17 protein-coding genes and 1 tRNA gene are annotated in these 21,796 nt (G+C 63.5%); 11 read left to right on the top strand and 7 right to left on the bottom strand.

Translation table 11 applies throughout. The annotated features are described in order from the left end of the window. Window positions 1–24: 24 nt before the first annotated feature. The 7 genes from ASR47_RS16460 to ASR47_RS16430 all read left to right on the top strand — a co-directional run bounded on the left by ASR47_RS16460 (window position 25) and on the right by ASR47_RS16430 (window position 11,009). Window positions 25–1,272 carry an aspartate kinase gene (locus tag ASR47_RS16460; protein ID WP_065308856.1) on the top strand — a complete coding sequence of 416 codons (1,248 nt, stop codon included), beginning with the start codon at window positions 25–27 and terminating at the stop codon, window positions 1,270–1,272. A gap of 110 nt (window positions 1,273–1,382) precedes the next feature. Further along, a tRNA-Ser gene (locus ASR47_RS16455) sits at window positions 1,383–1,475 on the top strand. Window positions 1,476–1,846: 371 nt separating this feature from the next. Then, window positions 1,847–3,175 carry a hypothetical protein gene (locus tag ASR47_RS16450; protein ID WP_150127836.1) on the top strand — a complete coding sequence of 443 codons (1,329 nt, stop codon included), beginning with the start codon at window positions 1,847–1,849 and terminating at the stop codon, window positions 3,173–3,175. Continuing rightward, window positions 3,172–5,127: a phospholipase D-like domain-containing protein gene (locus ASR47_RS16445; protein ID WP_065308854.1), complete on the top strand. Its 1,956-nt coding sequence runs from the start codon at window positions 3,172–3,174 to the stop codon at window positions 5,125–5,127. The genes ASR47_RS16450 and ASR47_RS16445 overlap by 4 nt, the downstream gene beginning before the upstream one ends. After that, the gene (locus tag ASR47_RS16440; protein WP_065308853.1) at window positions 5,120–9,241 is read left to right on the top strand and encodes a DEAD/DEAH box helicase; all 4,122 of its coding nucleotides are present in this window, start codon (window positions 5,120–5,122) and stop codon (window positions 9,239–9,241) included. The genes ASR47_RS16445 and ASR47_RS16440 overlap by 8 nt, the downstream gene beginning before the upstream one ends. 200 nt (window positions 9,242–9,441) lie before the next feature. After that, a complete protein-coding gene (locus tag ASR47_RS16435; protein ID WP_245714373.1) occupies window positions 9,442–10,347 on the top strand; it encodes a helix-turn-helix transcriptional regulator in 906 nt (301 codons plus the stop codon). 179 nt (window positions 10,348–10,526) lie between these two features. Continuing rightward, entirely contained in the window at window positions 10,527–11,009 is a 483-nt protein-coding gene (locus ASR47_RS16430) for a VOC family protein (protein WP_082988975.1), read from the top strand. A gap of 9 nt (window positions 11,010–11,018) precedes the next feature. On the opposite strand, the gene ASR47_RS16425 is transcribed toward ASR47_RS16430, so the two are convergent. Continuing rightward, entirely contained in the window at window positions 11,019–12,782 is a 1,764-nt protein-coding gene (locus tag ASR47_RS16425; RefSeq protein ID WP_065308850.1) for a chloride channel protein, read from the bottom strand. Continuing rightward, entirely contained in the window at window positions 12,775–13,200 is a 426-nt protein-coding gene (locus ASR47_RS16420; protein ID WP_065308849.1) for a MarR family winged helix-turn-helix transcriptional regulator, read from the bottom strand. The genes ASR47_RS16425 and ASR47_RS16420 overlap by 8 nt, the downstream gene beginning before the upstream one ends. A gap of 134 nt (window positions 13,201–13,334) precedes the next feature. Between ASR47_RS16420 and ASR47_RS16415 the strand changes: the two genes are divergently transcribed. Next, complete coding sequence (locus ASR47_RS16415) at window positions 13,335–14,636, top strand: glucoamylase family protein (protein ID WP_065308848.1); 1,302 nt, start codon at window positions 13,335–13,337, stop codon at window positions 14,634–14,636. Here the strand turns inward: ASR47_RS16415 and ASR47_RS16410 are convergent. After that, on the bottom strand, window positions 14,584–15,033 hold the full coding sequence (locus tag ASR47_RS16410; protein WP_150127835.1) for a hypothetical protein: 450 nt from the start codon (window positions 15,031–15,033) through the stop codon (window positions 14,584–14,586). The genes ASR47_RS16415 and ASR47_RS16410 overlap by 53 nt on opposite strands. 193 nt (window positions 15,034–15,226) lie before the next feature. Here ASR47_RS16410 and ASR47_RS16405 point away from each other — a divergent pair, with 193 nt between their 5' ends. Beyond that, on the top strand, window positions 15,227–15,904 hold the full coding sequence (locus ASR47_RS16405; protein ID WP_342670544.1) for a DUF2325 domain-containing protein: 678 nt from the start codon (window positions 15,227–15,229) through the stop codon (window positions 15,902–15,904). A gap of 5 nt (window positions 15,905–15,909) precedes the next feature. Here ASR47_RS16405 and ASR47_RS16400 read toward each other — a convergent pair whose 3' ends face one another. Then, window positions 15,910–16,500 carry a hypothetical protein gene (locus tag ASR47_RS16400; protein WP_065308846.1) on the bottom strand — a complete coding sequence of 197 codons (591 nt, stop codon included), beginning with the start codon at window positions 16,498–16,500 and terminating at the stop codon, window positions 15,910–15,912. A 41-nt stretch (window positions 16,501–16,541) separates the two neighbouring features. Next, window positions 16,542–18,110 carry a methyl-accepting chemotaxis protein gene (locus ASR47_RS16395; protein WP_065308845.1) on the bottom strand — a complete coding sequence of 523 codons (1,569 nt, stop codon included), beginning with the start codon at window positions 18,108–18,110 and terminating at the stop codon, window positions 16,542–16,544. Window positions 18,111–18,350: 240 nt separating this feature from the next. Between ASR47_RS16395 and ASR47_RS16390 the strand changes: the two genes are divergently transcribed. Beyond that, on the top strand, window positions 18,351–18,629 hold the full coding sequence (locus ASR47_RS16390) for a metal/formaldehyde-sensitive transcriptional repressor (RefSeq protein WP_065308844.1): 279 nt from the start codon (window positions 18,351–18,353) through the stop codon (window positions 18,627–18,629). 33 nt (window positions 18,630–18,662) lie between these two features. Beyond that, the gene (dmeF, locus tag ASR47_RS16385; protein ID WP_171898967.1) at window positions 18,663–19,628 is read left to right on the top strand and encodes a CDF family Co(II)/Ni(II) efflux transporter DmeF; all 966 of its coding nucleotides are present in this window, start codon (window positions 18,663–18,665) and stop codon (window positions 19,626–19,628) included. A 54-nt stretch (window positions 19,629–19,682) separates the two neighbouring features. Here dmeF and ASR47_RS16380 read toward each other — a convergent pair whose 3' ends face one another. Together ASR47_RS16380 and ASR47_RS16375 are read right to left on the bottom strand one after the other, a co-directional pair. Beyond that, entirely contained in the window at window positions 19,683–21,128 is a 1,446-nt protein-coding gene (locus ASR47_RS16380; RefSeq protein ID WP_065308843.1) for an NAD-dependent succinate-semialdehyde dehydrogenase, read from the bottom strand. A gap of 63 nt (window positions 21,129–21,191) precedes the next feature. After that, window positions 21,192–21,767, bottom strand: a complete 576-nt coding sequence (locus tag ASR47_RS16375) for a CGNR zinc finger domain-containing protein (RefSeq protein WP_065308842.1) — start codon at window positions 21,765–21,767, stop codon at window positions 21,192–21,194. Window positions 21,768–21,796 lie beyond the last annotated feature (29 nt).

The raw sequence follows: 21,796 nt of genomic DNA, 5'->3' as shown, positions 1-21,796 counted from the left end.
TTCTTGAGCGGAAACTTCACTCTTATGGCTTTAATCGTCCACAAATATGGCGGTACGTCGATGGGCTCGACTGACCGTATCAAGAATGTCGCCAAGCGCGTTGCCAAGTGGCACGACGCAGGGCATCAAATCGTGGTGGTGCCATCCGCCATGTCGGGCGAGACCAACCGCCTGATTGGACTGGCCAGGGAAATCATGGATCAACCCGATCCGCGTGAACTTGACATGATCGCCTCGACAGGCGAACAAGTGTCCGTCGGCCTATTGTCGATGGCACTGCTGGCGATCGGCAAACAAGCCGTATCCTATGCTGGCTGGCAAGTCGCGATCAAAACCGATTCCGCCTTTACCAAGGCCCGCATCCAGTCGATCGATGACGAAAAAGTCAAACGCGATCTCGATGCCGGCAAGATTGTCATCATTACCGGTTTCCAGGGCGTCGACGAGCACGACAATATCGCGACCCTGGGCCGCGGCGGTTCCGACACCTCGGCCGTGGCAATCGCCGCCGCCATGAAGGCGCAGGAATGCCTGATCTTTACCGATGTGGACGGCGTCTACACGACCGATCCGCGCGTGGTCTCCGAGGCGCGCCGCCTGAAGACCATCACCTTTGAAGAAATGCTGGAACTGGCTTCGTTGGGCTCCAAAGTGCTGCAGACCCGTTCGGTGGAATTTGCCGGCAACTACCGCGTCCCGACGCGCGTATTGTCGTCGCTGACCGACCCGCTGCTGCCACTGGAAGTAGAAGCCAATTCGGGCACCCTGATTTCGTTTGAGGAAGACACCAACATGGAACAAGCAGTTATCTCCGGCATCGCCTTCAACCGCGACGAAGCCAAAATCACCGTGCTCGGCGTGCCCGACCGTCCAGGCGTGGCCTACCACATCCTGGGGCCGGTGGCCGACGCCAATATCGAAGTCGACATGATCATACAGAATCAGTCGGTCGACGGTAAAACCGATTTCACCTTCACCGTCTCGCGCGGCGAATACGCCCGCGCCCTGGCCGTGCTCGAAGCGCACCGCGAAGAACTGGGCGCGGCCAGCATCACCGGCGACGCCAAGGTGTCGAAACTGTCGGTGGTCGGCGTGGGCATGCGCAGCCACGTCGGCGTCGCCTCGCAAATGTTCCGCACGCTGTCGGAAGAGAGCATCAACATCATGATGATCTCGACCTCGGAAATCAAGATCTCGGTCCTGATCGACGAAAAGTACATGGAACTGGCCGTGCGCGCCCTGCACAAGGCGTTCGAGCTGGAAAAAGCGTAATCAAGTAAAAATATCGCCGCACGCCCTTGACCAAAGGGGGGGCAATCGATATTATGACGTTCGTCGCTGCAGCGCAGTCAGCTGGAACGACATAGTTGAGCAATCAGCTAGGAGACGTGGCCGAGTGGCCGAAGGCACATCCCTGCTAAGGATGCATACGGCTTATACCTGTATCGTGGGTTCGAATCCCACCGTCTCCGCCAGAATCAAATAAAAAAGCCTCCCCTGCGGGAGGCTTTTTTATTTGTCTGGACGGAACGGTGGGATTCGAAGACGAGCGCCCTGGCGGGCGCGAGGCTCTCCGAATCGCCCATCTGCCGCGCGAAGCGCGGCCCCGTTGGCCGCGCAGCGGCCAACGCCTCTCCTCATATCAAGCACTAACATCCAGCCCTCCCCCGACATTATTCACCTTGTGCAACAAAATGTGAGATTTCCTCGCTGTAAAATATTTTACAATAGTGAAATATTGCAAAAACAAGTTGTTGCGACATTACTTGTCGCACAGTATGGGAAAATGATCTTCGGCAGTCGAGAGAGCGATTCTTCATGTAGGCAGGCCCCACCATGATATCGCTTGCCGGCAGCAATAAAAATCCATCGTCTTCACCTTCAAGGCCGAAAGTCACGCTTGAGTCTTCAGTCCCAACCTGTGCCGCAGATTCCTGGCGCCATCTTCCCCTACTTTACCCAAGTTGATCCTGAACTGAACCGCGAGTCGGCCGGTCGCGATCCGCTTGGCCTGTTGCCGGTATGGAGCGCCATCGGCCGCGAACTGGTGCCGAACCTGGCCTCGCCGGTATTGCAGGCCAACGGAATTCGCGCGGTGCTGCTGATCCACTGGCTCGGCGAGCGGCCGCGCTTGCAGGAACTGCTGACGAACGCCGCTCGCCAGCGTGGCTTCATCCGCCTGATGGAAGGTGTCATCGAATATTGGCTCAAGCAGTCGGGCCTGCCGATTTGCTATGGAAGCCAGGCGCTGTTGAGTGGCGGCACAGCCTTCACTGTCAGTGCGCGCAGCGGCAAGACCGTTGTCAATGGCCTGCATCAGTACTATCGCGGCAGCTGCGAACGCGCCGGCCTGGTCGATGACGACTGGCGTGTCGATGCGTCGCTCGGCGACCTGTTCGAGTGCGTCTGGAACGACACGGCGAGCGCGGTGCTGGCGAAGGAACTCGCTCCTTTCCTGGAGGGTGGACAGTTGCTGGCCGCGCAGGTCACCAGCCACAAGCAGATCAGTGCGGCGCTGCAAGCTGTCTACAATGATCAAGCTGTCACACATCATTTGCGCGGCATCCTTGGCGAACACAAGTATCGCGCGCTGGCCGGCGACTTTGCCGACCTGCGTCATCGCGATCTTTCCTTGCGCGAGCGTGCAAGATTGCTGACCTCGGAGGCGCTGTCCGGCCAGATCGAGGACATGCACCGATGCGAACCGTTTCTGCTGGTGCTGCAGGATAGTTTCGACATCGTGCGCGCCGCCGCCAACGAGCATCTTACTGCGGTGACCGAACGTATCGCATCGGCCTTGCCGCAGATGCGCCAGCGCGCAAACGACTTCAGTGCCCTGGCAGGCAAGATCAGCAAGGCCGGACCGGCCAGGCGCATGCGCGAGTTGCAGCGTCTGGCGGCTCTGCTGGTATCCGTGCACGATGGGGCCGCGCACGCTACCCTGAATGTCTTCCTCAGGGAACTGGTCAGGTATCACGGCGACTGCATGGTAGAGCGCGCGCGCGATCCGCTGGTGGTGCTGGAGGGACATCTGATCGCCGTGCACGGCGGCGAAGGCGGTCGTGCCGACAAGGCGCTGCGGCGGCTGGCGTCCGACGATCCGGACTGGGACAACGACTACTACCTGCACGCCGCCAGCACCATCTACCAACAACTGCATGGAGAGAGGCCATGAGCGCGCAAAAGAACAGCGCATTCATGCGCGATGCGTTCCAGTCCATCATCGACCGCTTCGAGCCGGACGGCGAACGGCTGGTGTTGTTTACCACCTTCAATTTTCATCCGGGCTTCTTTGAATCGAACGTGCTACCCTTGCTGGCCGGCGATACGGTGGCCGATCTGGCCGGCGTATCGGAGACGCGCCACGCCATCAATGAGGAGCTGAAAAAGATCCAGGTGCTGGTCGTCAATGACCGTTCGACGCTTCCCGAGCCCAAGGGTGGCATGCGCTACGGTTGCCTGTCGGTCGGACTGCGCAAGGGCCGCTTCCATCCCAAGCTGATGCTGATGGCCGGCACGCTGAAAGACAGCTGCCAGCGCGGCCTGTGGCTGTTCGTCGGCAGCGGCAACCTGACCTTGTCCGGCTGGGCCCGCAACCGCGAAATCGTTGGTGTCACGCCGGTCGCCAGTCAGCACGCCGCCGAGTTGACGCTGCTGTTGCACTGGCTGCGGGAACAGGCGCGCGCGCAGCTCGACGACGTGAACGGGCATGAGGAAGGCGGCGTGCGCCAGGTACTCGATGCGCTGCTGGCGTGCCTGCAGGATGAGGCGCAGCTACACGCCGACCATGCAGGCATGCCTTCGCTGCATCTGGCGCTGCCCTTCGAGCAGCGTGGCGATCTGCTCCAGTCCCTCGTCGCCGACCGCGCATGGCGGCGCGCCACCGTGGTGTCGCCCTTCTGGAGCGACGTGCCGGGCCTGGTACGCAAGCTGGGCGTGACCGAATGCCGGTTCGTGCCGTCACTGCAGAAGGGCGCCTATGCGTTCCCGATTTCCACGCTGCCTGCGCACGACCCTCACAGCTTCGGCAAGTTTGGTGACGACCAGTACACGCACGCGAAGGCTCTGCTGCTGGAACAGGACGATGGCGCTGGCGTGCTGTGCGTCGGCTCGGCGAACTTCACGGCTGCGGCATTGAGCCCGATCGGCATGGCCAATGTGGAAGCGATGCTGCGTTACGCGTTGCCGGCGGGCGCCAGTCCATGGCCTCCATTCCAGCTGCTCGGGCGCGACCAGCTCGACGACAAGGATGGCGCGGCAGGGGAAGAGCCGTCGCCGTTGCCGCCGGTCGACGTCACCGTGTATTACGACTGGCGCCAGCACGAGTTTGGCGGGCACCTGGCGGTGCTCGAGCCGCAGGAGGCGTTCGATATCTGGCTGGAAGTGGCGGGTCATCGCCACCATTTCTCCAGCGGCGGAAAACTGCCACGCATCAAGGCCCATTGCAACCGCCCGCAACGCGCATTCATCGTGCGCTGGCGCGATGCGGCCGGCGCGCCCGGCAGTTGGTCCGGCGCAGTACTGCAGATCAATGCGCAGGACGACGAGCTGCAATACGCACCACGGCCACGGCTGGACAAGGTACTTGAACTGCTGCGCAGCCTGGACCCTGAACTGAGCGACGAGGAACTGCGCAAGCGCGCCGCGCGCCGCCGTGGCGAAGGTGGCGGCGACGGCGAGCAGGACGAGGGCGACGCCAGCTACGACTACTTCGGCCTGTTCCAGGCTACGTGGAAACTGCGCGCGCACCTGCAGCGCCGCCTCGCCGCAAAGGAGACGGTGCCAGTGTTCGACAGCCTATCGCCATACAGTGTGAGCACGCTGTACCGCGCCATCACCTTGCAGCCGGCCGTCAGGCCAAGTGAAAAAATCGGCCGCTACATCCAGCTCACGGAAGTGAAGCAAGTGCTGGACAGCCTGGCGCATGCCGGTCTGAAAGCACCGCAAGGTTCACCCTGCCTCGATATCGATGCCGAACTGGCCTTGTTGCTCGGTCCTATCCGCGAGGCACTGGCCGGATCGGCTTCCTTCAAGAACATGTTTGGCGGCAATGCGCCGGCTCAGGTAACGGTGTTCCTGAAATGGTTTCACGACGAGATGAAAAAAGAAGAGGCCAGCCATGCATGACAATATCATTCCGGCCCAGCTGACGGCGCGCATGGTGCGTTCCTACATTGATTTTGACGGTCACAAGGCCAGCGTCAGCGCGGACCAGCCCAGCATACAGGCCGAGCTGCAAAGCGAAGGCGTGGCCGGCCTGTGGGGCTTGTTACAGCAAAAAGGCTACGCCTACCTGGCCGATGAAGTCGGCATGGGCAAGACCCGCCAGGCCATGGGCGTGATCGCCACCCAGTTCCTCAGCAAGCCTGATTCGCGCATCGTGATTGTCTGCGCCAGCGCTGCGCTGCAGGATCAATGGCAAAAGGAATGGTCGGCATTCCTGGGCAATTGCTATCGTTTGCTCGACGATCGCCTGCTGAGTACCGATGCCACGCAGTTGCAGGAACTGCGGCGGCATAACAACCTTCGCGAATTCACCGCCGCGCTGAAGGACGATGACTGCCGCATTCACCTGCTGCGCTATTCTTCGTTCAGCCGTCCGCTGTCGCTCGACAAGCAGGACGCGCAGCACATGTTGTGCGACTACGCCAAGACCATCGGCGTGACCGGTGTCGCTCATCTGAATGAAGCCGAGCTGGCCATTGCGGCGCAATTCGGCGCGCAGGCAGCCGGCTGGATCGACAAGATGCGGCACGCCCTGGCCGAGCAGTATTGTCACCGCCTGGCCGCGCTGCTTACGGACGGCAGCGATGCCGCGTCGCAGCCCGTGTCGCCGCTCGAACTGGTGGTGTTCGACGAAGCGCAGTACCTCCGCCATACGGACAACTGGCAGAATCTTCATCTGCGTCATATCTTCCGCGGCAAGGTGCAAAAGTGGTTGTTTCTCAGCGCTACGCCACTGCACTCGGGCGCTGGCGATATCAATAGCCTCGATACCTACCTCGAGCAGCAACCGGTCGCCACGCTGCGCACTGGGCAGAAGGACTGGGATGTGGTGCAACTGCTGCGGCAAATGATGATACGCCGTACCCGCACCTATGCCGAACATGGCGGCAAACGCCACGGCAAGCTGCAGTACCGCCGTTACGACCGCGTGCGTTACTCCGGCGCCGACGACCCGTTCATGGCGATGACCATGGCGCTGGTGCAAAAGCGCTTGGTCGGTGCGCTGGCCGGTCGTGGCAACAAGTTCCGTCTGGGCGAATGTGCATCGTTCGAATCGCTGTCGTCGTCGGTGGCGCGCAGCATCGGAACGATTGCAACCAGGGTGAAGGCGGCCGATGCCCTGTTGCCTGAAATCGAGCCGCAGAAGGACCACAAGCAGGGCGAGCCATCGGGGCAGGCGCTGGACCGCAGCGTGATTGATGAACTCAATCACAGTTTTGTGCAGGCGATGGATCAGGGCAGCGGCCATGGCATGCCGCACGCCAAGCTCAATCGCATGGTCGATGACCTGTTCGATCGCAGCATCGCGCAGGGCAGCACGCACAAGACGCTGGTGTTCGTGCGCCGCATCGACACGGTGGAAGAAATCCGCGATTTGCTGCATTTGCGCTTCCAGCAGGAAATCGATGCGCGCATCGCCGACTGGCGCGTGTTCCTGTCCAGTCCGGAGATGGCCGGCAAGCCATTGCCGGCCGACTTCTGGCAGTCTTCCGGCGATGACGGTCTGGCGCCCGAAGTGGAACTGCAAGCGACGCTGGCCGACGGCGACGAGGCGCAAGACGAGGACGGCGAACCGGACTTGCCAGCTGGCGCCGCCACCCAGAACCGGGCTTTTCGCGAGCAGCCCAAACTGGCGTACTTTGAAGCGCTGAAACAGCGGTCGGAGACGCATGACACCAACGGCAAGCTGGTGTCCTTCCGCAGCCGCCTGCACAGTCATACGGACCTGCTGCACAAGCCCTTGCGCGGCTTCCTGCATCGCCGGCCCGCGCCGCACGGCGAACCGGTGGCCAAGGAGGAGCTGGCATGGCAGATGAACCGCGAGCGCTGGCAGCGCCTGCTGCTGGCGGTGGTTGGCCAGGCGTGGCTTGACAAGCCGGGCAACCATTGGCTGCTGGGCGATCCGGCGCTCGACACGCCGCAGTCCTGCAGGCTGGCAGCCTTGCAGCTGTGCCTGTTGCAGTCCATGCGCCAGACCGACTTCGTGGTCGACCTGTATATCCTGCACACGCACTTGCCGCAAACGCCGGACGGTGCGACGGCACTGCCCGACAAATTGCTCTGGCTGTTTGAGCAGGACACGCTGCCAGCGGCGCTGGCGCCGTACATTGCCAACCAGCGCATGCGCTTGCGCCACTGGATCGACAACTTCGACCTGATCGTCGACAAATGCTTCCGCAGCGGCGTGGTTGATAGTTGGGAACATGTGTGGCGTACGCGTATCGGCGAGGTGTTCCGGCCGCTGGCGCCGGTGATCGGACGCTCTGGCCGCGTGCGCAATAAACATGCGATCGCGCATTTCAACCTGCCATGCCATCCGAATATCCTGGTTTGCACTGACGTGCTAAAGGAAGGTGTCGACATGCACTTGTTCTGCGACCGCGTGGAGCACTACGGCGTGGCATGGACCTCGGGTGACCTGGAGCAGCGCATCGGCCGGATCGATCGTTTCGGCAGCCTGATCAGCCGTCGTATCGGTGCCCATGCCGGCCAGGATGTTGCACTGCCGCGCCTGCAAGTGGGCTTTCCCTACCTGGAGGGTACGCTGGACCAGCACCAGGTCAACCGCGTCATCCGCGCCAAGATCGCCAGCGACCTGCGCATGGACCTGGGAAAGCGCAAGGATGAATTTGGCGACATCAGTGTCGAGGCGCTCGATGACCAGGAGTACGCACCACGGCACCACGCCGATGAGCCCGAGAGCGGCGCCATTTTCTTCCCGGACAGTGTGAAGTACGTGCAACACGGTGGCGGCGACTTGTCGCTGCTCGCCGGCATGCTGCGCAAGCAAGACCGGCAGGAAGTCGTCGCCGGCAAGCCGGTCGACGCCGATGCTGCCGAAAGCCTGGTGCCGCTGCCGGAGTATGGCGCGGTAATGGTGCGCCGCCAGTTGCCGACGGGCCATGGTCCGCTACGTCTGGTTGCCGATGGCGATGCAGGCAATGAGCGCTGGACGGAGGATTTTGTCATGCCGCGTGGCGCCAACGCCAACGTTTCACCGGCACTGCTGCTGGAAGGCGGCGGGCCACATGCCCTCAAGCATCCGCCCAGTGCCGCATTCGCCTTCGATGCCGTGCGCAACACCTGCCTCTGGCGTGCCGGCACCGCCCCGGTACTGCTGGAGGCAGTGGGCGCGGATTTCTGGTTGCTGCGCTGCCATGTGCAGGATAACACCACGCTCGACCTCAACGGCAAACGTAACAAAGGCAACTGGCTGGCCAGGCGCAATCTGGCGCGTAGCGCAGGCTATCTGTTCGAGTCCGATGGCGCGGTGTGGTTCGGTGCGCTGGTGCTGCGTTCACCGGGCGCCGAAACGTTGCTGAACCACATGGCATCGCGCGTGCATCGCATTGCGCACAACTTGCGCCAGCCGGGCAATGCGTTTGATGCCAATGGCTACCGAGCGCGCACGGCGTTCCCGTCAAATGTTCAACCAATCTGGATCAACACGATGAAACAATCCGATGTAATCGCCTGCGGTCAAGTGCTGACCGGCGTGCAAGCCTGGTTCGAGGAAGCGTTCAAGGCCATGCTCGACGCCTTGAGCGACGGGAATGTCACCAACGGGCGCCAGCTGCAACTGGAGCCAGTGAGGTTCCTGCCGAACGGCATGCTGCACCTAGCGACAAAAGGCGCCGAGCGCTTCCGTCTGCAAGCCGGACTGGATCTGGCCGGCACGCTGCAAGCGCCGTTCGCCGGGCCGAAAATGTGGTGGGAGCTGGTGGTGACGCCGCATCAACAGGGCAAGCCACCCGAGTTGCGCATTTCGGGGCTCGATGAGCTGCCGCATGCCGACCCCGCCAGCTGGGCTGGTGAGCAACGCGACGGTTATGCCGTGTACACCTCCGAATATCTCGACTATCGCTATGTTGCGGTGTACCACGCACCGAAAGACTGGGAGCGCGCGCGTGCCAACCTGCTGGGCGCGCTGCCGACCATTCGTGCCAAGCTGCATACGCTGCAGACTTTTATGCGGAAAAACAACCGTGAGTTGCTGTTTTCCGCCCTGGCCTGAACCGGTGGCGCCGGGATACCAAGGCAAGATGTAGTCCTGACCGGTGCCGCTGAACAAACCCTGCTGACCACTTTCAAAGCAGGCAATTCTCCTTAACTATGGCAACCAATCAACATACTTTGCTGCGGCAATGGCATATGCTGCGCGCGATTCCCCGCGCGCCGCGAAAAATCACGGTACAGGAACTGCATGACTGCCTCATGACGGCGGACTTTGCCGTGACCGAGCGCACGATCCAGCGCGACCTGCGGGAGTTGAGCAGTGTGTTTCCGCTCGTCATGGATGGGCGCAACAGGCCATATGGCTGGTCTTGGCAGCGCGACAGTCCCAGTTTCGATCTGCCTGGCCTGTCGGTGCCGGAAGCGCTGGCCCTGACTCTGGTCGAGCAGCAACTGGCCAATTCCCTGCCGCCGGCCACACTCGATACCTTGCAGCTGCATTTTCGGTCTGCCCAGCAGGCGCTCGGTGCGATCGAGCCCCATTCCCAGGCCAATGCGTGGCTGGACAAGGTGCGCACCATCGCGCCCATGCAGCGTTTGCTGGCGCCTGTCTCGGATGCGGCGTGTCAGCGGATTGTATACGATGCACTGATGCGCGACCGGCAGTTGCGGCTCAGTTACCGCAAGCGTGAGCATCTGCAAGTAGTGCGGTATGAAGAGGTACACCCGCTGGCGGTGGTGCAGCGCGGCCAACTGATTTACCTGGTGTGCATGTTCGCGGCCTACGATGACGTGCGCATGCTGGCCATGCACCGCATCACGCAGGCCGAGATGCTGTATGTCGACAGCCGCAAGAAAGCCGGTTTTTCGCTCGATGACTATATCGAATCGGGCAATATGGGCGTGCGCGCCGGTGAACCGATACAGCTGCAAGCGGTCTTTTCGCGCAGTGCCGGCGAGCATCTGTTTGAAACGCCGCTTGCCAGCGACCAGATGCTGACGGCCTTGCCGGAAGGGGGGCTGTCCTTGCACGCCACCGTGGCCAACACGCGGGAATTGCGCTGGTGGCTGCTGGGCCTGGGCGATGGCGTGAACGTGGTGGCGCCGGCGCTGTTGCGCGACGAAATGAAAGGCATGATACAGCGCATGGCGGCACATTACCGCTGATTTACTGCTGATGGTTGCATAAGGTGGTGCGCTGTCTGTTTGCTGGCCTGGTGCTGGTGTGTCTTTCCTATGGTTCAGCAACACCCGTAATCGCCAAAAAATTTGGCCAATCAGCCTTGTCTTGCCGCGCCATCGCGCTAGAGTGATATGACTTCCCTGGTCAAGCAAAGGAGCCCGTCATGACAGCACAAGTCGACCCCATCCCCCAAGACATGCACACCATCACCCCGCACCTGGTCTGCGACGGCGCGGCCGAGGCCATCGAATTCTATAAAAAAGCCTTCAACGCCGTCGAGCACGCGCGCATGCAGACGCCGGATGGCAAGATCATGCACGCCATGCTCACCATCGGCGACTCGCACCTGATGCTGGTCGACGAATTTCCCGACTATGGCAGCGTCGGCCCCAACAAGCTCAATGGCACGCCCGTTACCCTGCACATGTACGTGCAGGATGTGGACCAGGCCTTCGCGCAGGCGGTGGGCGCTGGCGCCAGCGTCAAGATGGCGGTGGAGAACCAGTTCTGGGGCGACCGCTACGGCATCGTCACCGATCCGTTCGGCCACAGCTGGTCGCTGGCCACCCACGTCAAGGACGTCACGCCCGAAGAAATGACGGCGGCGATGCAGGACATGCAACCGGAATGTGGGCCGCAGTCCTGACTTGCCGGCTTAGCGTGCCGTCAGCGGCCACACGCGGCGCACCGTCTGGCGCTGCTGCTCTTCCGCATCGAGCCCCAGCGCCGGTTTGACCAGGTCGCTGCGGCTGACGATGCCGGTCAGGCGCAGGCTGTGCGCGTCGCTGACCACCGGCAGGCGTTCGAGCGCATGCACGGCCAGGCGCGTGGCCAGGGTGCGGCAGGTCTCGTCGGCCAGCGCCACCACCGGCATGTTGGCGCCGAACAGCTGGCCCACCGTCATGCCGGCGTCTGACGCCATACCTTGCTCCAGGGTGGCGCGGTCGAGCATGCCCACCAGCGCGCCGTCGCGCGTGACGGGAAAGGCGCGGTGGCGCTGGGTGCTGCCGAAGTGGCTGGACAGGGCCTCGGCGAGCGGGGTATCGGCATCGATGCCGACGGGTTGCGTGCTCATTACTTCAGCCACGCTGTGGCGTTCCAGCGGGTCGATGCCGTATTCGCGGTAGATGTGATAGCCGCGGCGGGCGATTTTTTCGGTCAGGATGGAGCGGTGCATGAACATCACCGTGAATGCATAAGCCACGGCCGATGCGGCCATCACGGGCAGCAGGGCGTTGACGTCGTACGTCAGTTCGAACGCAAAGGCGACCGCCATGATGGGCGCGCGCATCATGCCGCCCAAGGTGGCGGCCATGAACACCAGCGGCCAGATGGCTGGCTCGTTGCCGGGCAGGTAAGGTCCGAGCAGGGCGCCCAGGCCCGCGCCCAGCATCAGCAAGGGCGCCAGCACGCCGCCCGAGGTGCCCGAACCGAGCGCCAGCAGCCAGATCACGGCTTTCACGGCCAGCAGCGCCAGCAGTGCGCCGGCGGCCAGGTGGTTGTTCAGCAGGTCGGCGATCACGTCATAGCCCACGCCCAGCGCGCGCGGCTGCACATAGCCGCCGATGCCCACGGCCAGGCCGCCGATGGCCGGCCACCACATCCAGTGCACGGGCAGGCGGTGGAACAGGTCTTCCACCTTGTACAGCGAGGTCGACAACAACCAGGCCATGGCGCCGCACAGCAGGCCGGCGATCAGGCACGACAGCAGGGCCGACGGCGGCAGCACGGCCGTGTGCAGCGGGAACAAGGGGCCGCTGTCGATCAGCAGCGGGCGCAAAAAGCCGGCGATCACGCAGGCGATGGCCACCGGCGCCAGGCTGCGCGGACGCAGTTCGAACAGCAGCAGTTCCACCGCCAGCAGCAGCGCCGCCACCGGTGTGCCGAACACGGCCGTCATGCCCGCCACGGCGCCGGCCACCAGCAAGGTCTTGCGCTCGCCAGCGCTCAGGTGAAAATGCTGGGCCAGCAGGGAGCCGACCGCGCCGCCGGTCATGATGATCGGCCCTTCGGCGCCGAACGGGCCGCCGCTGCCGATGGCGATTGCCGAAGCCAGCGGCTTGAGCACGGCCACCTTGGGCGACATCATGCTTTTCTTGAACAGGATGGCCTCGATCGCCTCGGGAATGCCGTGGCCGCGTATCTGCTCGGTGCCGTAGCGCGCGATCAGGCCGATCAGCAGGCCGCCCAGTACCGGGATGCCGATCACCCAGGCGCCCAAGGCCTGGCCGGCGGGCGACATGAAGGCGGTCGAGAACTTCTGGAAGAAAAACAGATTGGTGAAAAAATGGATGGCGTGCAGCAGCACATACGCGGTGACAGTGCTGAGGGCGCCGACCACGGCGGCCAGACTGGCAATCAGCACCAGCCGCGCCTGGCCGTCGAAGTCGCGCCGGCTGTCGTAAATGGTATTACTCATGCTGCTCTCCTGCCACGGTCGGGATGGTAAACACGCCGGCCAGCGACTGCAGTTCGGTGCGGTGCAATTGCGCCAGCTTGGCCAGCAGCGCCTCGCCTTCGGGCAGCAGATGGACTTCGACACGGCGCCGGTCGGCGCTGCTGTGGCGGCGCTCCACCAGCCCGGCCGCTTCGCAGCGCGTGACCAGGGCGACCACGCCGTGCGGTTTGGCTTGCAGGCGTTCGGCCAGCTCGCCGACGGTGGCCCAGTCGCGGCCGGGATAGCCCTTGATGTGCAGCAGCAGCAGGTATTGCAGCGGCGTGATGCCATGCGTCTGGATCACGTCGTCGGAAAAGCGCTCGAAGCGGCGCATCTGGTAGCGAAATTCCGACAGGGTCGTGAAATCGGACTTGCCCAGGGCGGTGGGGGAGAGGGGCATGACAGTGTTCCGGCAAAAGAAAGGCGCTCAATATATCACAACGTGATATAAATGGTCCGACTCGGCGTGGGCAGCATTTGCGCTTCGCTGCCATACTGCCCTGTATCGCCACCAAGCGCCCCGCGCCCGCCTCCATGAAACCGGCCAGCTTTCCTGTTCCACCTGACCTGATCGACGAACACGCCATGCTGCAGGCCCTGCAGCGCGTAGCCTTCGACTATTTCCTGGCGCAGGTCAATCCGGCCAATGGCCTGGTACGCGACAAGGACAAGGACGGCTGGCCGGCCAGCATCGCCGCCGTCGGCCTGGCGCTCACCAGTTATTGCGTCGGCGTCGAACGCGGCTATCTGGCGCGCGATGACGCCGTCGCGCGCACCTTGATCACCTTGCGTTTCTTTGCCGCCAGCGAGCAGGGCGACTCGCCCGCCGCCACCGGCCACAAGGGTTTTTACTATCATTTTCTTGACATGGACAACGGCCGGCGCGCCTGGGATTGCGAGCTGTCGAGCATCGACACGGCCCTGCTGATGGCCGGCGTGCTGGCCGCCGCCGAGTACTTCGATGGCGAGGGCAAGGACGAACTGGAGATCCGCGCGCTGGCCGACTTTTTGTACCGCCGGGTCGACTGGCAATGGATGCGCGCGCGCTGCCAGTTGCTGCGCCACGGCTGGAAGCCGGAAACCGGCTTTTTGCGCAAGTGCTGGCGCGGCTATGACGAGGCGCTGATCCTGTACGTGCTGGCGCTCGGCTCGCCCACCAAACCTGTCGAGCGCGCCAGCTACGATGCGTGGACCGACAGCTTCGAATGGAAGTCGGAATACGGCATCGATTACCTGTACGCCGGTTCGCTGTTCATCCACCAGATGTCGCATGCCTGGCTCGATCTGCGCGGCATCCAGGACGACTTCATGCGCGCCCACGGTCTCGATTACGCGGAAAACACGCGGCGCGCGAGCCTGGTGCAGCAGCGCTATGCGATAGCCAATCCGCTCGGCTTTCCCGGCTACGGCGAACACTGCTGGGGTATCAGCGCCAGCGACGGTCCCGGCCCGGCCACCCAGCAGTCGTACGGCGTGCGGCGCTGCTTTCGCGACTATGTGGGCCGTGGCGCGCCGTATGGCTATGACGACGGCACCGTGGCGCCGTGGGCGGTGGCCGCCTCGCTGCCATTCGCGCCCGAGATCGTGCTGCCGGCGCTGGCGCAGCAGCATGACGTATTCCACGCCCGCTCGACGGTATTCGTCACCAGACAGGGCAAGCGCTGGGTCTCGCCTTACCGCTTCGGCATCAACGACGGGCCGGTACTGCTGATGATCGACAACCATCTGCACGATTTTCCATGGCGGCTAATGCGCGGCAATCAGTACTTGCGCGATGGGCTGGTCAAGGCGGGGTTTGCGGGAGGTTGGCTGGCTGACTGGCAATACGCAAAGTGACCTTCCCCTCGAACGGCTGCGTCGCCCCGGCCGTACCCACGGTGATGGTGGTCGAGACGCCGATCTCGGCCGTCACATCGACCTGCTCGCCAAATTGCCGCAGCTGGCTGGCCTTGACCACGTCGTCCAGCGTGATCGATTGCCCCGGCGCGATGGCCGTAAAGACGCCGCGCAGCTTGTGGTCGGCCAGCGAGATGCGCTGCGGCTGGCTGCGCCCGCTGGCAGGGTCGCGCAGCATGACGGTGGGACCGCGCCGTTCCATGTAGGCCAGCGGATAACCCGCCATCTGCCCGCTGGTATTGGTAATGACGATTTCGATCCGCAGGTCCTCGCCTGTAAATACGCAGCCGGGGTTGTCGATGCAGCGGGCGCTGACCTGCAGCGGTTGGTTGGGCATGGCATTTCCTTGCAGGGGCAGTGCCAGCATGGCGGTGATCAGGAAGCGGGGAAAGTAGCGCATCGGGAGTGTTCGCAGGTTGGCCAAGGCCACACTATACCCCTATCGCGAGCGCGGTTCATGCATGAATGGTAATGATTCTCATTTATAATGCGAATCAGCATAAGGGACGGCTGCTGGCAAAGGAGGCAAGATGGGCAAGATGGTGAGCATGGAGGACATGATCGCGCAGGAACACCGCGCGCTGCTGGGCGCCTATGGACGCGCGCAGGCGCGCTGCAGCACGCAGCTGGACGAACAAACCGCGCGTATTGCCGCGCTTGAAGCGCAGCTGATGCGCACGCAGGCACAGGTGCTGATCCGCGACACGAAACTGGCTTTGCTGCGCGAGGAACTGGCCGCACTGGCGGCTGCGGCGCCCGGCTTGCCGACGCGCGCCAGGCTGGCGCGCCGGGTCGAGTGGCTGGGCGAACGGGTGCAGGATCTGATGCGCGAGCTGCTGCGCCTGCAGTGGAAGCCGGCATTGACAGGCAAGCCGGCGTTTGAACCGGAACTGCTGGCCGGCGTGCGGGAAAAATCCGTGCTGTATGTGGGGGCTGTTTCGGGCGCCGACCCTGGCCAGGCGATCGAGCAGGCCGGCGGGCGCTTCCTGCACCATGCGGGCGGCGGCGATGGCGTTGACGATGTGGCGGCGCTCGAAGCGAGCCTGGTGGCGGCCGACCTGGTGATCTGCCAGACCGGCTGCGTCAGCCACGACGCCTACTGGCGCGTGCACGACCATTGCCGGCGCACCGGCAAGCAGTGCGTGCTGGTGGACCAGCCGCAGACCATGCATTTCATCCGCAAGGAAATGCTGGCCGGCCAGGTGTGACGCGCTCAGGCGGTCAGCATGAACGAGACGCTGTCGCCCAAGTCCAGCATGGCTTTCAGGTGTGAGGGCCCGGCGCGTCGCGCCAGCACGTCGTCCAGGCAGTGCGTCGACAGATGCGCACGCGCCTGGTGAGGGCGGGTATGGTCCCACAAGACCCTGAACGTGAAATCTGTATTCCGGACGTCACTCACTGCCATTGCCTGCTGGCCCTGTGAGGTCGCTACCTGCACCGAGAATGCCTGGTGCAGCTGTGGCCGGGCACGTATTTCCGCCGCCATTTCATCATTGATCGTAAAATCGGTTTGCGTGCATGGTTCCTCGTCAGGAAAAAGCTGCTCGATGGTCTTGCCCTCGTCCGGGTTCTCGCACGCCTCATGGAAGACCACCTTCAATACCGCTCCAGCCTGTATGGGCAACTCGGTTACCCAGATCAGGTAGCCGCGTCCGCCTTGCGCGTCGCTGCCGCCACCTGCGTCCAGTGCCGCCTTCGGGTTGCGGTCCAGCGCGCCATGCACCGAGACGTCGACAACCACCATGCCGGCCAGGTTGATGGTGGTGACGGGGGCGCCATCGAGTTCAACTGACAGGCAGGGCATGCTTGCTTTCTGATTAATTAAAATCGCATTGTTGCATGGGCTCAGCCCTGCAGCATTACCGCACCGCGTTCCAGCCGGAAGCGGCTGACCACCTGTGCCAGCCGGCTCGCCTCATCCTGCAGCGACTCGGCGCCAGCGGCGGCCTGCTCGACCAGCGCGGCGTTCTGGCGCGTCACCTTGTCCATTTCGGCCAGGGCCAGGTTGATCTGTTCGATACCCGCTTCCTGGGCATGGCTGGCGCCGTTGATGTCGCCCATGATGTCGGTGACGCTGCGCACGCTGTCGACGATCTGGGTCATGGTGGTGCCGGCTTCCTGCACCAGCACGCTGCCTGCCGCCACGTGGCTGACCGAATCGTCGATCAGCGCCTTGACTTCGCGCGCGGCCTGGCTGGAACGCTGCGCCAGGTTGCGCACCTCACTGGCGACGACCGCGAAGCCGCGGCCCTGTTCACCGGCGCGCGCCGCTTCCACGGCCGCGTTCAGCGCCAGGATATTGGTCTGGAAGGCGATGCCGTCGATCACCGCGATAATGTCGACGATCTTCTTGGAAGACGTATTGATGGCGCCCATGGTGCCCACCACCTGCGCCACCACGGCGCCGCCGCGCACCGCCACTTCGGACGCGCGCGCCGCCATCTGGTTGGCCTGGCTGGCGTGGTCGGCGTTCTGCTTGACGGTCGAGGTCAGCTGCGCCATCGATTCGGCCGTGTCGCGCAGCGAATCGGCCTGCTGGCCGGTGCGCTCCGACAGGTCGAGATTGCCGCTGGCGATGCGCTCGGAGGCGTCGGCGATGGTGTCGGTGCCGCCGCGCACCTGGCCGACGATGTCCTGCAGGCTGGTGTTCATGCTGTTCAGGGCTTGCAGCAGCTGGCCCGTTTCGTCGCGCGTGCCGACGGCCACCTTGCTGGTCAGGTCGCCGGCCGCCACCTGGCGCGCCACGCCCAGCGCCTGCTGCAGTGGACGGGTGATGCTGTTGCTGGCCTGGATCGCCAGCAAGATGCCGGCCAGCGCCGCGCCGCTTGACAGCAGCAGGATGATCAAACGGGTCTGGTCGGCCTGCTGCGCCGACGCCTTGCCCGACGCTTCCATCAGGCCGGTCTGGTAGTTGACCAGCTGTTCCAGCGCGGCGAAATAGGCTTGCTGGCGCGGCAGCAGCTGCTTGAGCATCAGGCTCTTGGCTTCGAACTTGCGGTCTTCCGCCACCAGGGTCAGCACGTCCTTGCGCACCTTGTCGAATTGCTGGCGCGCCGCGTTCAGCTGGCTGATGCGGCTGGCGCTGTCCGCGGACGCCGGCAGGCGTTCGAGCTTGCCGATCGACGTATCGATGCGGCGCGCGATCTGCTCGACATGCTGCACTTCTTTATTGGCCAGTTCGGCCTCGACCGTCAGGAAGATATTGCGCATGGCGATCATGGTTTCATTGACGTCGTCCTTGATCGCATGCCCCAGCATGGTTTTCGGATAACTGTCTTCGTTCATGCGGCGAATTTCGTTACCCAGCTGGCTGACACGGGTAATGGCGACCACCGCCAGGATCAGGAGCAGGGCGATGATGGCGCCAAAACTGAGGCCCAGCCGGCGGCCGATTTTTAAGTTATTGAATTTCATGTTGCTAGTCTCCGATATTTTTATGGTACGCCGGCGGGCACGTCGACAGGCGACAAAATGGCGGCGGATGGCTGATGGTAGAGTGCTTCGCGATTTTTTTCCAATCATTAATTTTTAATGCTTAATATCAATTCGGGTATTGGTCCGTAAAGCAATAATAATGTATTTTTTGATATTTTATCGAGTGGCAAGGCCATTTTCTGATACCATACCCCCCTACAGTATTTTAACGAGGATGGCATGGGCCACACATCGGCAAACAGGGACAAGCTGCAGAACCGCGTCAAGCGCATCAAGGGGCAGGTCGAAGGCATAGCACGGGGGCTGGACGAAGGGCGCGATTGCGGCGAGGTGCTGCAGCTGATCGCGGCCGTGCGCGGCGCCGTCAATGGCCTGATGGCCGAGGTGATCGAAGAGCACCTGCGCGAGCATGTCGCCAGCCCGGCGATTGCCAGCGACGCCGAACGCGCCCGTGGCGCCGACGAGATCATCGCCATCCTGCGCACCTATCTGAAATAAGCTGAAATAAGCTGAAATAAGCGAAAGACCATCATGACGCAACTGCACGCGGCCGACGACCTGTCGGCCTGGACCCATGAACATGTTTTCGAGACCAGCGACGGCAAGGCGGAGCGCCGCGCGCGCGTCGTCATGTGGATCACCCTGGCCACCATGGTGCTGGAAATCGTCGCCGGCTGGTGGTACAACTCGATGGCGCTGCTGGCCGACGGCTGGCACATGAGTTCGCACGCGCTGGCGATCGGCCTGGCCGCCTTTGCCTATGCCGCCTCGCGCCGCTATGCGCGCGACCCGCGCTTCGCCTTCGGCACCTGGAAGATCGAAATCCTGGCCGGCTATACCAGCGCCATCCTGCTGCTGGGCGTGGCCGTGCTGATGGTGGTCGCCTCGGTCGAGCGGCTGTTTGCGCCGCAGGCGATTCATTATCCACAGGCGCTGGCGGTGGCCGGCATCGGCCTGGCCGTCAACCTGGTCTGCGCGCTGATACTCGGCGGCCATCACGACCATGGCCACGACCAGGACCACCATGGTCACGATCATCATCAGCACCATCATGGCCATGGCGAAGACCTGAACATGAAGGCCGCCTACATCCACGTGCTGGCCGATGCCGCCACCTCGGTGCTGGCCATGCTGGCGCTGGCCGGCGCCTGGCTGTATGGCTGGAACTGGCTCGACCCGGTGATGGGCGTGGCCGGCGCCGTGCTGGTGGCGCTATGGGCGAAAAAGCTGATGCAGGAAACCGGCAAGGTGCTGCTGGACCGCGAGATGGATCACCCGGTGGTGCAGGAAATCCGCGAGGCGGTGGAAGTGGAAGAGGGCGGCGACACGCCGCGCATCGTCGACCTGCACGTCTGGCGCGTCGGCAAGCAGCTCTATTCGTGCGCGCTGTCGGTGGTCAGCCGCGATGCGGCGCTGACGCCGGAACGGCTGCGCGCGCGCATCGGCATCCATGAAGAGATCGTGCACAGCACGATAGAAATAGTGCGGCGTGCCTGAAAGTGAAAGGCGGGCCTGGCAAGCCCGCGCCGGCCACGTCCGCCACGAACATCCTTACACGCCAACCATCGACACCGCCTTGGTGTTCAGGTAGGACTCCAGCGCCTCCGGCCCGCCTTCGGTGCCATAGCCCGAATCCTTGATGCCGCCAAACGGCATTTCGGCGCTCGGGGTGGCGCTCTGGTTGATCCACAACATGCCCACTTCCATGCGGTTCATCAGCAGCTGGGCATTCCTGATCGAGCGCGTATAGGCATAGCCGGCCAGGCCGTAGGGCAGGCGGTTCGCTTCCAGGATGGCTTCTTCCAGGCTGTCGAAGCCGCGGATGCCGGCGATCGGGCCGAACGGCTCGTCGTTGAAGATGCTCGCGTCCAGTGGCACATCGGCGAACACGGTCGGCGCGAAAAAGTTGCCGGCGTTGCCGACACGGCTGCCGCCGGTGGCCAGCGTCGCGCCCCTGGCCTGTGCGTCTTCGACCACCTTGGCCATGGCCGTGAGACGGCGCGCATTGGCCAGCGGCCCCAGGTTGGTGCCGGCCTGCAGGCCATCGCCCAGGGTCAGGCCTTCGGCATGCGCGACCAGCGCGCGGGTGAATTCCGCCTTTACCGCGTTGTGCACCAAAAAGCGGGTCGGCGAGATGCAGACCTGGCCGGCATTGCGGAACTTGGCGCCGCCGGCCGCTTTGACGGCCAAGGCCACATCGGCGTCTTCCGCAACGATCACCGGCGCGTGGCCACCCAGCTCCATCGTTACGCGTTTCATGTGGGCGCCCGCCAGCGCGGCCAGCTGTTTGCCCACCGGCGTGGAACCGGTAAAGGTCACCTTGCGGATCACCGGATGCGGTATCAAATAGCCCGAGATTTCGGCCGGGTCGCCAAACACCAGGCCCAGCACGCCCGCCGGCAGGCCGGCGTCGACGAAACATTGCATCAGCGCCGCCGGCGAGGCCGGCGTTTCTTCGGGCGCCTTGCACAGGAAGGAGCAGCCGGTGGCCAGCGCGGCCGACAGCTTGCGCACGATCTGGTTGATCGGGAAATTCCACGGCGTGAAGGCGGCGACCGGGCCGACCGGTTCCTTCAGCACCAGCTGCTGCGCGGCCGGGTTGCGCGACGGCACGATGCGGCCATACACGCGCATGCCTTCGGCGGCAAACCAGTCGATGATGTCGGCGCCCGCCAAAATTTCAACTTTCGCTTCGCCCAGCGGCTTGCCTTGTTCCTGCGTCATCTGGCGGGCGATATCGACGGCGCGTTCGCGCAGCAGCGAGGCGGCGCGGCGCATGATGGCGGCGCGTTCGGCCGCCGGCACGGCGCGCCAGGTCTCGAAACCCTGCTGGGCGGCGGCAAGCGCGCGGTCCAGGTCGGCGATGCTGGCATGGGCGACCGTGCCGATCGCCTGTCCGGTGGCCGGGTTGAGCACGGGGATCGATTTGCCGCCGGTGGCGTCCACCCACTCATTGGCGATCAGAAGGCGGGTGTCGGGATAGCTTGATGTCGTCATTGCGGTAACTCCTGTCAGTGGAAATGAATTGTTTTGCCTGCCCGGCGCCTTGCCCGGCAGGCGCTATCTGGCTTCCTTGCGCGCCCGGAAAGCGGCAACCTTCATGCGGTTGCCGCACACGGCCATGCTGCACCAGCGACGGCGGCCCGATTTGGTGACGTCCAGAAAGCGCAGCGTGCAATCGTGCGCCTCGCACTGGCGCACTTGTGCCAGGTTCCCTTGCGCCAGCAGTTGGACCAGCGCCGTTGCCACCGGTTCGAGCAAGCTGGCCGCGCTGTCGTCGCGGCGCCGTTCCAATAATACGACGTTGTTGCCTTCGCCCTGCGCCAGCGTGCGCACAGCGCGGCCAGTCTCCAGTATCCGGTTCACCACCGCGAAGTCGGTTGGCTCACGCGGCTTGTTCAAATCGATCAGCCGCTCCGCCGCCGTGCGCAGCGACTGTGCCAGTGTCGCCAGTCCGGCCACCGGCGCATCGAAATCGGGCGCCAGCAGTCCCGCCGCCTTGAGCCACGCCAGCGCGCCGGCGTCGTCGTCCAGACAATCCCGGCTGTCATCGCCCATGCCAAAGGCGCTGTTGATGAAATCGAGCGCCAGGTCGTTGCCGATGAAATGTGGGGCGTGCTCAGGATGCTGCGTCATGTTGTCACCTTTTTGTAACCTTTGAAAAT

It is taken from the genome of Janthinobacterium psychrotolerans (genome assembly GCF_001677885.1).
GTDB lineage: Bacteria > Pseudomonadota > Gammaproteobacteria > Burkholderiales > Burkholderiaceae_D > Janthinobacterium > Janthinobacterium psychrotolerans.
Note: the sequence above shows the minus strand (reverse complement) of the source record. Positions and strands in the feature narration are given on the sequence as shown.